The following is a 12,052-nucleotide window of genomic DNA, read 5'->3' as shown; positions in this document are numbered from 1 at the left end:
GATGAAAACGGCCGTTCCGTGTTTTTTTCGACCTTTGGTCTACCGTTGCTTGAATTCTGCGTTATGACCGTTGAGCAGGTCGCGCGCGAAATAAATGCTAAGAATGATGGGCCCAACCCCGGCCCGACAGGCTAAAATGCGCGCCCGGTTTACCCAGCCGAGGCCGAAATGGCATCGCCCAGCAGCGTTTTCGAGCTTTCTCGCACGCTGAATTTCTACCGCGCCCCCACAAGGTTCGCTAAGTGATCGAGTTTCAAAACGTCCATAAAACCTATCGCGTCGGCGACAGGGAAATTCCCGCACTGCACCCCACCAGCCTGCGGGTCGAGAACGGCCAGGTGTTTGGTCTGATCGGCCACTCCGGCGCAGGCAAGAGCACGATGCTGCGTCTGATCAATCGCCTCGAAGCGCCGAGCGGCGGCAAGATTCTGGTCGATGACGTCGATGTCACCGCTCTGGACGCCGACGGCTTGCGCGGTTTCCGCAGGCAGGTCGGGATGATCTTTCAGCACTTCAACCTGCTGTCGTCCAAAACCGTCGCCGACAACGTTGCCATGCCGCTGACTCTGGCCGGGGATATGTCCCGCGCGCAGATCGACCAGCGAGTGGCGGAGTTGCTGGCACGTGTCGGTCTGTCCGACCACGCGAAGAAATACCCGTCACAGCTGTCTGGCGGTCAGAAACAGCGCGTCGGCATCGCCCGTGCACTGGCGACCAAACCGAAGATTCTGTTGTGCGACGAGGCCACCAGCGCCCTCGACCCACAAACCACGGCATCGGTGCTGCAATTGCTGGCGGAGATCAATCGCGAGCTGAAGCTCACCATCGTGCTGATCACCCACGAGATGGACGTGATTCGTCGGGTGTGCGATCAGGTCGCGGTGATGGACGCGGGGGTGATCGTGGAGCAGGGCGCAGTGGCCGACGTGTTCCTGCATCCCAAACACCCGACCACGCGACGTTTCGTACAGGAAGACGAACAGGTCGATGAAAACGAGCAGAGCAGCGACTTCGCCCATGTCGAAGGTCGCATCGTGCGTCTGACCTTCCAGGGCGATGCGACCTACGCGCCGCTGCTGGGCACGGTCGCGCGAGAAACCGGTGTGGACTACAGCATTCTGGCCGGACGCATCGACCGCATCAAAGACACGCCTTACGGGCAACTGACTTTGGCCATCACAGGTGGCGACATGGAGGCCGCGTTCGCGCGCTTTACCGCAGCTGACGTTCATATGGAGGTCCTGCGCTGATGGATACCCTCACCACCCTGTTTTCCAACGTCGACTGGTATGAAATATGGGTCGCGATTGGCGACACTTTGATCATGCTCGGCGTCTCGCTGGCGTTCACCGTGCTGTTGGGCCTGCCACTGGGCGTGCTGATGTTCCTGACATCGCCACGTCAGCTGCTTGAGAACAAACCGGTCTACGCCACTGTAGGCCTGATCGTGAACATGCTCCGGGCGCTGCCTTTCATCATTCTGCTGATCGTGATGATGCCGCTGACCGAAATCATCACCGGCACTTCGTTGGGGATCCTCGGCACGCTGCCTCCGCTGATCGCCGGCGCCACGCCGTTCTTTGCCCGTCTGGTGGAAACTGCGCTGCGCGAGGTGGATCGCGGCATCATCGAGGCCGTTCAGGCGATGGGCGCGACCACGCGGCAGATCATTCTCAAGGCGCTGCTGCCGGAAGCGCGGCCGGGCATTCTGGCGGCGATCACTGTCACCGCCATCGCGCTGGTGTCGTTCACGGCAATGGCCGGCGCAGTGGGTGCGGGCGGTCTGGGTGACCTGGCGATTCGCTACGGTTACCAGCGCTTCCAGAACGATGTGATGTTCGTGACGGTCGTATTGCTGCTGGTGCTAGTGCAGATCCTGCAAACCGTGGGCGACAGACTGGTCGCGCACTTCTCGCATCGTTAATTGAATGAGCCGGTCGCTGACCGGCAGGTGTTCGCCCAAGAGCGGGCATTTCAGGAGTAGAAACACATGAAAAAGCTGTTGGCCATCTTCGCTGCAGTGGCTGCATTTTCCGCCCACGCCGATGAAACTCTGACCGTCGCGGCAAGCGCTGTGCCTCACGCCGAAATCCTCGAGTTCGTGAAGCCGACCCTGGCCAAAGAGGGCGTGACGCTGAATGTGAAGGTCTTCAACGACTACGTTCAACCCAACGTACAGGTCGATCAGAAGCGCATGGACGCCAACTTTTTCCAGCACCAGCCGTATCTGGATGAGTTCAACAAAGGCAAGGGCACGCACCTGGTGAGCGTCGCAAAGGTTCACGTGGAACCGTTCGGGGCGTACTCGGACAAGATCAAGAACCTGGCCGACCTGCCTGACGGCGCAACTGTCGCGCTGCCGAACGATGCGACCAACGAAGGGCGTGCATTTCTGCTGCTGGTCAAAGCCGGTCTGATCACTCTGAAGGATCCGTCCAGCAGCACCGCCAAACCTAGCGATGTGCTGCAGAACCCAAAGGCACTGAAATTCCGCGAGTTGGAAGCTGCCACGCTGCCACGCGTATTGACCCAGGTTGACCTGGCGCTGATCAACACCAATTACGCGCTGACCGCCAAGCTCGATCCGACCAAGGACGCGCTGATCATTGAAGGTCAGGAGTCGCCCTACGCAAACATCCTGGTGACCCGCGAAGACAACAAGGATTCGCCTGCCATCCAGAAACTGGTCGCTGCGTTGCACAGCCCGGAGACCAAGCAGTTCATCGAGACCAAGTACAAAGGCGCCGTGGTGCCGGCGTTCTGATCGGACCGATCTTTCGTCGCAAACAGCCGACTTCAACCTCGGCCAGTGCGCGATCTGAGTAGGAGTGAGCTTGCTCGCGAAGGCATTCTGACAGTCGACATCAATGTCACCGAGATGCCGCATTCGTGAGCAAGCTCACTCCCACAGGTCAGAGGTTCGCGCCGGATCCTTCCGCAAGGCCGATCTCCCCTCCGACGCTGAAACTGACGCGTCTCTAAGCCACGCCGCGATCCATGTAGGAGCGCGCTTGCCCGCGAAGGCATTCTGACAGGCGACATCGATGTCTGAGGGTGCCGCCTTCGTGAGCAAGCCTCAACACATCACGATCCGCCCTATCGTTGGCTTTATTGCTTCTTGAGCAGGACCGGCAATTGAGCCACCAGTTTTTGGTTGTTGAGCGGTGCACGGATGAAGCCGCGTTGCGTGCCGTCCGGCCCGAGGAGAGCTAGGTTGCCGCTGTGATCGACCGTGTAGTTGGGTTTGCTGGTGTCGGCGGGAATGAACGGAATGCTCACCGCATTGGCGAGCTTCTGAATGTTTTCAACCGGTGTGGTCAGGCCAACGAACTGTTTGTCGAAGTAGCCCAGGTACGTCTTCAGTTGTTGAGGCGTGTCACGATTGGGGTCGACGCTGACCAGCACCACACGCAGTTTGGCAGCCGCCTCTTCAGGCAATTCGCTTTTTATCTGCCGCAACTGCGCAAGCGTGGTCGGGCAGATGTCCGGGCAGAAGGTATAGCCAAAGAACAGCAGGGTCCATTTATCCTTGAGGGAGCCGAGTGACACCGGCTGGCCGTCCTGATTCGTCATCTGCAGATCCGGGACCTCCCGGCTTTGGGGCAACAGAATGATGCCCGCATCGATGAGCGCGGTCTGATCGCCCTGGTCTTTACCGGACAACACACGATTGACGGTCAGGCCCAGCACTACAGCGACGATGGCAACAAGGATGAAGACGGTTTTCTGGGTTCGGGTCATGGATTCGGCATCAAGTAATGATCACGAGCAGCGCGACGAGCATCCCTCAGCGGCGGTGAATCGGAGCCGACCGGAATAGCGATCGTTGCGCGCAACAGCGGCCACGGTACATCAGCAGGGCCCGTCGCCGAAAGTGATCCGCACCTAAGCGCTCACACCCGCACACTGAATCAGCGATGCGGGCCGAGGTGCAAAAGCACATGCGCCTGTTGCCACCAGTTCGATGCCTGGCGGGGGGCGGGGGCAACCAGCGGCCTGACGCGGTAACCGATCAGCGTCAGGGTCAGGATCAAGGCGGCACCTCCGGCGTTATGGGCGACGGCCAACGCAAGCGGCAGATGCAGCACGACACTGCCGATGCCCAGCGCAATCTGCAGGCCCAGGGCAGACACCAAAAGCGCCGCCATGCTTCTGAGCCCCAGTCGGTAAAGCGCGAAGGCCAGCGCCGACAACGAGAACGTCACCAGCAACGCGCCAATTCGGTGGGTCAGGTGTATGGCGGTGCGCGCATCGCTGTCGAGCTTGCCGCCCAGATAGTTGGGACCGATGTGTTGGGTCAGGTGAAAGCCGTTCGCGAAATCAGTATCCGGCCACCAGCGGCCCTGACAGGTGGGCAGATCGACGCACGCCATCGCCGCATAATTGGAGCTGACCCAGCCACCCAGCGCGATCTGCAATCCCACCAGCACCAGACCTGCCACGGCCATGCGCCGCAGACGCTGGCCCTCGGGCGTGGTAGTCAGCGCCATCGGTGCAAAGCGCCCGCTCAGCCGCAGGGTGAGCAAGAACAACAGGCTCAGCGTCGACATGCCGCCCAGCAGATGCGCCGTCACCACTTGCGGCCACAGCTTGAGCGTCACCGTCCACATGCCGAAGGCGGCCTGAGTGACCACCAATGCGAGGAGTAACAGCGGCAATCCCACGGGCTGCCCGGCGATGTGACGTCGATGCCAGGCCTGAACGCCCAGCATCATGATCAGCAGCGTGAGCCCTCCGGCGAAGTAGCGATGCACCATCTCGTTGTGGCCCTTGGCGGCCTCCACCGGTGTGTCGGGAAATCTGACTTCTGCATGGGCCAACTGAGCTTCGGTGCTGGGCACGCTGATGAAGCCGTAACACCCCGGCCAATCGGGGCAACCCAGACCTGCATGGGTGAGCCGGGTGTAGGCACCGAGCAGCACGACCACCAGCGCGACTACCGTGGCGAGCAGTGCGAGACGAAATCCTGGCCGGGTCATGGCGCCTGCTCCTTAGCCGATGTTCGACAGTTTCAGCAGTTGACGAAGGTCGATGAGCACATCCTTGCCTTTGACTTGCGCGCCATAGCGCAGCACCAGATTGCCATGGGGATCGACGATCCACAGTTGCGGCAGCTCGACACCCGGTGCCATTCGCCGATACCGCTTCACATCCAGCGGGTAGCGCTGGAGCTGCGGGTATTCGCGCGCCAGCGTTGCCTCAAACTGCGCCGTAAGCGGTTGCGCCGCGCTCAACGCATGGCTGGCACGCGACGCGTCTCGGCCCAGGCCGATCTGGATTTGCCGCGCTAGGTACACCAACTGCTGGCAATCGGCGTCGCACTGTTGCGGCGCAGTCACCAGCATCTGCCAGCGCTTCTCGTCCGACTGTACGCCGAGCTCGACGCGGCTTTCGCCATTGCCGATGAGTTCGCCATGAAAACTGCGGCTCTCCGGAACCCAGAACTTGAACGTGTACATGCAGGTGGCGAGCACCATCGGCCCGACCGCCACGAGCAGCACGAGGATCAACTGCAATCGACCCCGGCGACGTCTGATTGCTGAGCCAGCGTCAGACGTGCTGGCTGGATTCATGGTGGTCCCCATGCGGCGTCTCCTTGTTCTTTTTGTGTCTGGCTGTTGCCGTCTGGTTGAAGCCCAGATAGAGATAAAGACCGAACAAAGCCGTGGCCATCGCGAACCATTGCACGGCGTAGCCCACATGTTTTTCCGGACCCATGGCGACCACAGGCCAATCGGTGCGATAGGCCACAGGTCCCGCTTCGAGACGCAGCTCATGGGCATAGCCGTCCCGATGCAACTCAGACCAGACCACCGCAGGATCAAGGGCGGTGATCAGCTTTGGCCAGCGCTCGCTCCTGGCGTCCGGATGCAGCTGGAAGGTCGCTCCCGGCGCCACATACACCCACGCGTCGAGGATGTAACGCTGAGCCGGCGTGTCGAACTGCGCGGGCAGCCGCCGATCCGGCCAGGGCAACCACCCTCGATTGACCATCAGCCAAAGCCCACTCGCCTGATCATGGAACGGCTGAATCAGCTCTACCCCGGCCTTGCCATCGCGCGTGCTGTTGTCCAGCAAGACGGTATGTTCGGCATCGAATGTGCCGCGAAGCTGCACACGCCGATACGCCGGATCCGCCACCCCGGGCAGCAGATCGACAGCAACCGGAGGTGACGCCCGGCGCTCGGCGTAGCTGGCGAGCATCTGGCGTTTCTCTTCACCTCGGCCCAACTGCCAGAAACCCAGCCAGACCAGCAGCGGCAACAGCGCAAAAACGACCAGCGTCGGCAACACCCCAGGGCGAAAGCGTTTCATGACGCCTCCGGTTTCCATGGGTGAGCTGCACCTATACTCCGTTGCATAGCGTTTGCTCCTGGAGTCGCACCATGCTCAAAGCCGCGATTGTTCTGATGCTCGTTGCCACAGTGGTCAGTCTGTTCAGCGGCCTGTTCTTTCTGGTCAAGGACGACGCTTCATCGACCCGCCTGGTGAAAGCCCTGACTGTGCGCGTGTGCTGCGCAGCGATCACGCTGGCGCTGATTGCCTACGGGTATTTCAGCGGGCAACTGGTCTATCACACGCCGTGGTGAGGCGCGTTCACGCCTGCGGCTTTCGTGTCGGCTCAGTCACCCGGCATTCACAGCACGTAGACGAAAACGAATAACCCCACCCACACCACGTCGACAAAATGCCAATACCAACTGGCGGCCTCGAATCCGAACTGGTGCTCGGCATCGAAATGCCCGCGCAGAATGCGCATCAACATCACGAACAGAATGATCGTGCCAATGGTGACGTGTGCGCCGTGGAAGCCGGTGAGCATGAAGAACGTTGCGCCGTAGATGCCTGAACCCAGCGTCAGGCCGAGTTCTGTGTAGGCTTCGTGATATTCCATCGCTTGCAGCGCAAGAAACGCCACGCCCAACAGGATGGTTGCCGCCAGCCACAGCCTCAGCGCGCCACGATGGCCTTTTTTGAGCGCGTGATGGGCGATGGTCACGGTCACACTGGAGCTGACCAGCAGAACGGTATTGATCAGCGGCAGATGCCAGGGATCGATGACTTCCTTGGGCGGCGCGAACATCGCCGGGTCGGGTGTATGCAGCAGCGGCCAGGCGTACTGGAAGTTCGGCCAGAGCATGTGTGCGATGCCTTTTGCCCCTTCACCGCCCAACGCGGGGCCTGCAATCACACGCACATAAAACAGCGCGCCGAAGAAGGCCACGAAGAACATCACTTCCGAGAAAATGAACCACCCCATTCCCCAGCGGAACGAGCGATCCATCTGAGCGCTATAAAGCCCGGACCGACTCTCTTTGATGACGGTGCTGAACCAGCCGAACATCATGTATGCCACGATCAGCCCGCCGATTGCGAAAATGACAGGGCCGTGGGAGTCACGTGCGGCCTTCATGTCGATGAACCAGGTGCCCAGCCCATACATCGTGGTGAACATGCCGATGGTGGCGATGATCGGCCATTTGCTCTGCGCGGGGACGTAATAATGCTCGTGGGTTGCCATCGTCTGTCTCTCCTGGCCTGAGGCCTAGCCGCCATTGCCCGCCGCCGTTTTAAGAACGGGCGGCATGCGAGCGGTGATATCGAACAGCGTGTAAGCGAGCGTCAGATGCTTCACGTCCGCGGGCAGATCGCGATCGACAATGAAACGCACCGGCATTTCGATCCTCTCGCCCGGCTGCAGCATCTGCTGGGTGAAGCAGAAACATTCGGTCTTGTGGAAATACACGGCGGCGGTGCTGGGCGAAATGCTCGGCACTGCCTGCGCGGTCATCGGCCTGTCGCTGGGGTTCTGGGCCACGAACAGCATTTCGCTGACCGCACCGGGATGCACGTTCATCTCCTCGGCCTTGGGGAAGAACCCCCAGACCATGTCGGCGGAATTGGTCGACACAAACTGCACGCGCACCTGTCGGCTCTCATCGATCTGCTGCGCCTGGGTGTAGCGTTCGCCAGTCTTGCCATTGATACCCAGTGTCTTGCACATCACGTCATACAGCGGCACCAGCGCGAAACCGAACGCGAACATCGCGACCGCCAGCAGCAGCAGGCGGATCACCAGTCGCTTGTTCGGCTGCAAGGCATGGCTCATGTCATTTCACTTCCGGTGGCGTGACGAAGGTGTGATAGGGCGCCGGCGACGGCACGGTCCACTCCAGGCCGTCGGCACCGTCCCAGGGTTTGGCCGGGGCAGGCGGACCACCGCGAATGGTCTTGATCACGATGAACAGGAAGAAAATCTGCGTGGCGCCAAAGGTAAATGCACCGATCGAGGACACCATGTTGAAGTCGGCAAATTGCAGGTTGTAGTCCGGCACCCGACGCGGCATCCCGGCCAACCCGACAAAATGCATCGGGAAGAAAGCCATGTTCATGCCGACGAACGACAACCAGAAATGCAGCTTGCCTAGGGTTTCGTCGTACATGTGGCCCGTCCATTTCGGCAGCCAGTAGTAGGCCGAAGCGAAGATGCCGAAGATCGCGCCGGGCACCAGAACGTAGTGGAAGTGAGCCACCACGAAGTAAGTGTCCTGGTATTGAAAATCCGCCGGCGCAATGGCCAGCATCAGCCCGGAGAAGCCGCCGATGGTGAACAGGATCACGAACGCCACGGCAAACAGCATGGGCGTCTCGAACGTCAGCTCGCCCTGCCACATGGTGCTGACCCAGTTGAACACCTTCACCCCGGTCGGTACGGCAATGAGCATGGTGGCGTACATGAAGAACAGCTCGCCCACCAACGGAATGCCCACCACAAACATATGGTGCGCCCAGACGATGAACGACAGGAAGGCGATGCTCGCCGTGGCGTAGACCATCGAGGTGTAACCGAACAGCGGCTTGCGCGAGAACGCCGGAATGATCGAACTGACCGCGCCGAACGCGGGCAGGATCATGATGTACACCTCGGGATGGCCGAAAAACCAGAATACGTGCTGGAACAGCACTGGATCACCACCGCCCGCTGCGTTGAAAAAGCTGGTGTGGAAATGGATGTCCATCAGCATCATCGTCACGCAGCCGGCCAGCACCGGCATCACCGCGATGAGCAGAAACGCCGTGATCAGCCAGGTCCAGACGAACAGCGGCATTTTCATCAGGGTCATGCCTGGCGCGCGCAGGTTGAGAATGGTGGCAATGACGTTGATCGCGCCCATGATCGAGCTGATGCCCATCAAGTGGATGGCGAGGATGAAATACGTCACGCTTTGCGGTGCGTAAGTGGTTGAAAGCGGCGCATAGAACGTCCAGCCAAAGTTCGGTCCGCCGCCCGGCGTGAAGAGCGTGGAAACCAGCAACAGGAACGCCGCCGGCAGCAGCCAGAAACTGAAATTGTTCATGCGTGGCAGCGCCATGTCCGGCGCGCCGACCATCAACGGAATCATCCAGTTGGCAAGCCCGACGAAGGCGGGCATGACCGCCCCGAAGACCATCACCAGCCCATGCATCGTGGTCATCTGATTAAAGAATGCAGGTTCGACGATCTGTAATCCGGGCTGAAACAGCTCGGCACGAATCACCATCGCGAATGACCCGCCGAGCAGGAACATCGAGAAGCTGAACCACAAGTAAAGTGTGCCGATGTCCTTATGGTTGGTGGTCAGCACCCAACGCATCAGCCCCTTTGCCGGACCGTGGACATGGCCTTCGTGGCCATGGTCGTCAATTACTGCACTCATGTCCTGTCTCCTGCGAAGCCCTCGCACCTGGCTATAGCGAACGTGCTGTAGGAGCGCGCTTGCCCGCGATTGCGGTGTATCTGCGATAGATGTGTCGCCTGACACCACGCCATCGCGGGCAAGCGCGCTCCTACAATGATTTCGGTGAGCCTGTTCATTTCGCGGCCGCCTGTTTGAGCGCCAGCACGTCTTTAGGCGTGACCACATCGCCCGTGTTGTTACCCCACGCATTGCGCTCGTAGGTCACAACTGCGGCGATGTCCACTTCCGAGAGCTGCTTGCCGAATGCCGCCATTGCTGTGCCCGGGCGGCCGTTGAAAACGGTCTTGAGGTGTTCTTCCTTAGGACCGAGGGCAGTTTTGGAGCCTTTGAGCGCCGGGAACATCGGCGGCAGCCCTTGCCCTTGCGCCTGATGACAGGCCACGCAAGTGGTGTGATAGACCTTGTCGCCCTGAGCCATGAGGTCCGCCAGGGTCCAGTCCTTGCTGGTCAGCTCTTTGAGCTTCGCGACTTCTTCCTTGCGGCCGGCCAGCCAGGTGTCGTAGTCGGCCTGGCTCTTGGCCTCCACCACGATCGGCATGAAACCGTGATCCTTGCCGCACAGTTCCGAGCACTGGCCGCGATAGATGCCGGGCTTTTCAATGCGGGTCCAGGCCTCGTTGACGAAGCCGGGAATGGCATCGCGCTTGACCGCGAACGCCGGCACCCACCAGGAATGGATAACGTCGGCAGCGGTGACCAGAAACCGGATTTTCACGCCCACGGGCACCACCAAGGGCTGGTCGACCTCAAGCAGGTAGTGCTCGCCTTTCGCTTCCTGGTTGTGGATCTGATCGGCAGGCGTTGCCAGGTTGCTGAAAAACTCAACGTCCTGACCCAGATATTTGTAATGCCATTTCCACTGATAACCGGTGATCTGGATATCCAGTCCGGACTCAGTGTTGTCGTACATCTGAATGAGGGTTTTGGTGGCAGGGATCGCCATGACCACAAGAATCAGCAGCGGCACGATGGTCCAGAGAATCTCGATCCTGGTGCTCTCGTGAAACTTGGCGGCCACTTGGCCGGTGGAGCGGCGATGAACGATCATCGACCAGAACATCGCGCCAAACACGACGATGCCGATCACCACACATATCCAGAAAATGGTCATGTGCAGGTCGAAGACCTTATGGCTCACCTCAGTCGCTCCAGGCGCCATATTCGTGGTCCAGGCAGCGTGTGCCTGGCCGAATACCGACCACAACAGGAGCCCCATCCAGACGTGTGGATGTCGCACCATTGCGATTTCCCCTCTTGTTCTTCTTATCGTTGCCAGCAGTCACATGCAGGCGAGGGAGCGGTCGACAAGTTGCAAGGGGACCGGGGCCAGGCCAGCTTCACAGTTCCGAGTTCACTCGGAAAGCCATTCACTGACCCGAGTATAGACACGGCGCAATCGGGCGCACGGGGTGGAGAATTCGCGAATTCAAGCTATACGTGTGCGGGTTTACTGGGGGAAATCACGCCAAAAGCGCCGAAACCGACGTTTTAATAGCCAATGCACATAACTGTGAAACTGTTATGACAATTACGTCTTAGCGTGTTTGATAAGCAAGCTAACGTATGACTTCCCTATAATGACGGCCTGGTTTTTTGCCCCATGGAGTATTCATGAACACCGCCGCATTGCGCGAGCAGATCACACGAGCACAGGAACACGAGACCCAAACCGGTCAGTTATTGCGCCAGCTGGAAATGCAACTTCCTCATCTGCACCCTGCCATTCATCTTCCTGACGTCGACGCCCGAGGCGTACTGGCGCGCTTTGTCGTCGCCTACATCGAACAAGTGCCCGACCTGCTCGACGCTGCCCATGAAGTTGCGCTGCAGGCCGGCATCGAGAACCAGATCAAACCGGTGCTGAAGATCGCCGAACAATTCTTCAGCGCGCCGCCAGCTATCATGGCCGGTCACGAAGGCCTGGACGGCCTGCTGGATGAAGCCTATCTGGCGCATCGTCTGGTGGAAGAGGTCAACGACCTTTACATCGTGCACTTCGGACAACCTCTGATCCCGGTTAACACTACCGTAGCCAGCGTCATTGCTCACCAATTGATCGGGGAGGCATTTGCCAATCAACTGGACGAAGTGGTGCACCACGCCATCGATGAAATGCTCGATGAAGACAGCTTTTCGCTGGAGTCGGTCGAAGCCTATCGCGAACGCCTCGTCAGCCCGGACACCGAAGCGGCCTGGAAACGCTGGCCGAGTCTGTCGCGCCAATTGGGCGTTGGCCTTGAAATGGAATGCGCCAAGGATTGATGAGTCAGTCGCAGCGCAAAGTTGATGCTGCCGAATGGTCCCCCATGGAA

General features: G+C 59.8%; 13 protein-coding genes. 5 read left to right on the top strand and 8 right to left on the bottom strand.

What is annotated here, in order from left to right; translation table 11 throughout:
* Window positions 1–242: 242 nt before the first annotated feature.
* The 3 genes from AAGQ88_RS00375 to AAGQ88_RS00365 all read left to right on the top strand — a co-directional run bounded on the left by AAGQ88_RS00375 (window position 243) and on the right by AAGQ88_RS00365 (window position 2,764).
* Window positions 243–1,250 (top strand): methionine ABC transporter ATP-binding protein, encoded by a 1,008-nt coding sequence (locus AAGQ88_RS00375; protein ID WP_285422742.1) that lies wholly within the window; start codon window positions 243–245, stop codon window positions 1,248–1,250.
* A complete protein-coding gene (locus tag AAGQ88_RS00370) occupies window positions 1,250–1,924 on the top strand; it encodes a methionine ABC transporter permease (RefSeq protein WP_285422743.1) in 675 nt (224 codons plus the stop codon). The genes AAGQ88_RS00375 and AAGQ88_RS00370 overlap by 1 nt, the downstream gene beginning before the upstream one ends.
* A gap of 66 nt (window positions 1,925–1,990) precedes the next feature.
* Entirely contained in the window at window positions 1,991–2,764 is a 774-nt protein-coding gene (locus AAGQ88_RS00365) for a MetQ/NlpA family ABC transporter substrate-binding protein (protein WP_342654133.1), read from the top strand.
* A gap of 344 nt (window positions 2,765–3,108) precedes the next feature.
* Here AAGQ88_RS00365 and AAGQ88_RS00360 read toward each other — a convergent pair whose 3' ends face one another.
* The 4 genes from AAGQ88_RS00360 to AAGQ88_RS00345 form a co-directional block, all read right to left on the bottom strand.
* Entirely contained in the window at window positions 3,109–3,741 is a 633-nt protein-coding gene (locus AAGQ88_RS00360) for an SCO family protein (protein WP_342654132.1), read from the bottom strand.
* A gap of 170 nt (window positions 3,742–3,911) precedes the next feature.
* Window positions 3,912–4,979, bottom strand: coding sequence for a COX15/CtaA family protein (locus AAGQ88_RS00355; RefSeq protein WP_342654131.1), 1,068 nt, complete (start codon window positions 4,977–4,979; stop codon window positions 3,912–3,914).
* A gap of 12 nt (window positions 4,980–4,991) precedes the next feature.
* A complete protein-coding gene (locus AAGQ88_RS00350) occupies window positions 4,992–5,585 on the bottom strand; it encodes a hypothetical protein (protein WP_342654130.1) in 594 nt (197 codons plus the stop codon).
* Complete coding sequence (locus tag AAGQ88_RS00345) at window positions 5,551–6,315, bottom strand: SURF1 family protein (RefSeq protein ID WP_342654129.1); 765 nt, start codon at window positions 6,313–6,315, stop codon at window positions 5,551–5,553. The genes AAGQ88_RS00350 and AAGQ88_RS00345 overlap by 35 nt, the downstream gene beginning before the upstream one ends.
* A 71-nt stretch (window positions 6,316–6,386) precedes the next feature.
* Between AAGQ88_RS00345 and AAGQ88_RS00340 the strand changes: the two genes are divergently transcribed.
* A complete protein-coding gene (locus tag AAGQ88_RS00340) occupies window positions 6,387–6,590 on the top strand; it encodes a twin transmembrane helix small protein (protein ID WP_342654128.1) in 204 nt (67 codons plus the stop codon).
* Window positions 6,591–6,637: 47 nt separating this feature from the next.
* Here AAGQ88_RS00340 and AAGQ88_RS00335 read toward each other — a convergent pair whose 3' ends face one another.
* The 4 genes from AAGQ88_RS00335 to coxB all read right to left on the bottom strand — a co-directional run bounded on the left by AAGQ88_RS00335 (window position 6,638) and on the right by coxB (window position 10,980).
* Entirely contained in the window at window positions 6,638–7,522 is an 885-nt protein-coding gene (locus AAGQ88_RS00335; RefSeq protein WP_342654127.1) for a cytochrome c oxidase subunit 3, read from the bottom strand.
* 24 nt (window positions 7,523–7,546) lie between these two features.
* Entirely contained in the window at window positions 7,547–8,110 is a 564-nt protein-coding gene (locus AAGQ88_RS00330) for a cytochrome c oxidase assembly protein (RefSeq protein ID WP_342654126.1), read from the bottom strand.
* 1 nt (window position 8,111) lies between these two features.
* Complete coding sequence (ctaD, locus tag AAGQ88_RS00325; protein WP_285422751.1) at window positions 8,112–9,698, bottom strand: cytochrome c oxidase subunit I; 1,587 nt, start codon at window positions 9,696–9,698, stop codon at window positions 8,112–8,114.
* Window positions 9,699–9,852: 154 nt separating this feature from the next.
* Window positions 9,853–10,980 carry a cytochrome c oxidase subunit II gene (gene coxB / locus AAGQ88_RS00320; protein WP_342654125.1) on the bottom strand — a complete coding sequence of 376 codons (1,128 nt, stop codon included), beginning with the start codon at window positions 10,978–10,980 and terminating at the stop codon, window positions 9,853–9,855.
* 371 nt (window positions 10,981–11,351) lie between these two features.
* Here coxB and AAGQ88_RS00315 point away from each other — a divergent pair, with 371 nt between their 5' ends.
* Window positions 11,352–12,002: a hypothetical protein gene (locus AAGQ88_RS00315; protein WP_342654124.1), complete on the top strand. Its 651-nt coding sequence runs from the start codon at window positions 11,352–11,354 to the stop codon at window positions 12,000–12,002.
* Window positions 12,003–12,052 lie beyond the last annotated feature (50 nt).

The sequence above is a fragment of the Pseudomonas sp. F3-2 genome (assembly GCF_038804275.1).
In the GTDB taxonomy this organism is placed as follows: domain Bacteria; phylum Pseudomonadota; class Gammaproteobacteria; order Pseudomonadales; family Pseudomonadaceae; genus Aquipseudomonas.
Note: the sequence above shows the minus strand (reverse complement) of the source record. Positions and strands in the feature narration are given on the sequence as shown.

Excerpts from the sequence above, each read along its gene's own strand:
- AAGQ88_RS00370 (WP_285422743.1), top strand. The coding sequence starts at position 1,250 with ATGGATACCCTCACCACCCTGTTTTCCAACGTCGACTGGTATGAAATA.
- AAGQ88_RS00365 (WP_342654133.1), top strand. The coding sequence starts at position 1,991 with ATGAAAAAGCTGTTGGCCATCTTCGCTGCAGTGGCTGCATTTTCCGCC.
- AAGQ88_RS00360 (WP_342654132.1), bottom strand. The coding sequence starts at position 3,741 with ATGACCCGAACCCAGAAAACCGTCTTCATCCTTGTTGCCATCGTCGCT.
- AAGQ88_RS00355 (WP_342654131.1), bottom strand. The coding sequence starts at position 4,979 with ATGACCCGGCCAGGATTTCGTCTCGCACTGCTCGCCACGGTAGTCGCG.
- AAGQ88_RS00350 (WP_342654130.1), bottom strand. The coding sequence starts at position 5,585 with ATGGGGACCACCATGAATCCAGCCAGCACGTCTGACGCTGGCTCAGCA.
- AAGQ88_RS00345 (WP_342654129.1), bottom strand. The coding sequence starts at position 6,315 with ATGAAACGCTTTCGCCCTGGGGTGTTGCCGACGCTGGTCGTTTTTGCG.
- AAGQ88_RS00340 (WP_342654128.1), top strand. The coding sequence starts at position 6,387 with ATGCTCAAAGCCGCGATTGTTCTGATGCTCGTTGCCACAGTGGTCAGT.
- AAGQ88_RS00335 (WP_342654127.1), bottom strand. The coding sequence starts at position 7,522 with ATGGCAACCCACGAGCATTATTACGTCCCCGCGCAGAGCAAATGGCCG.
- AAGQ88_RS00330 (WP_342654126.1), bottom strand. The coding sequence starts at position 8,110 with ATGAGCCATGCCTTGCAGCCGAACAAGCGACTGGTGATCCGCCTGCTG.
- ctaD (WP_285422751.1), bottom strand. The coding sequence starts at position 9,698 with ATGAGTGCAGTAATTGACGACCATGGCCACGAAGGCCATGTCCACGGT.
- coxB (WP_342654125.1), bottom strand. The coding sequence starts at position 10,980 with ATGGTGCGACATCCACACGTCTGGATGGGGCTCCTGTTGTGGTCGGTA.
- AAGQ88_RS00315 (WP_342654124.1), top strand. The coding sequence starts at position 11,352 with ATGAACACCGCCGCATTGCGCGAGCAGATCACACGAGCACAGGAACAC.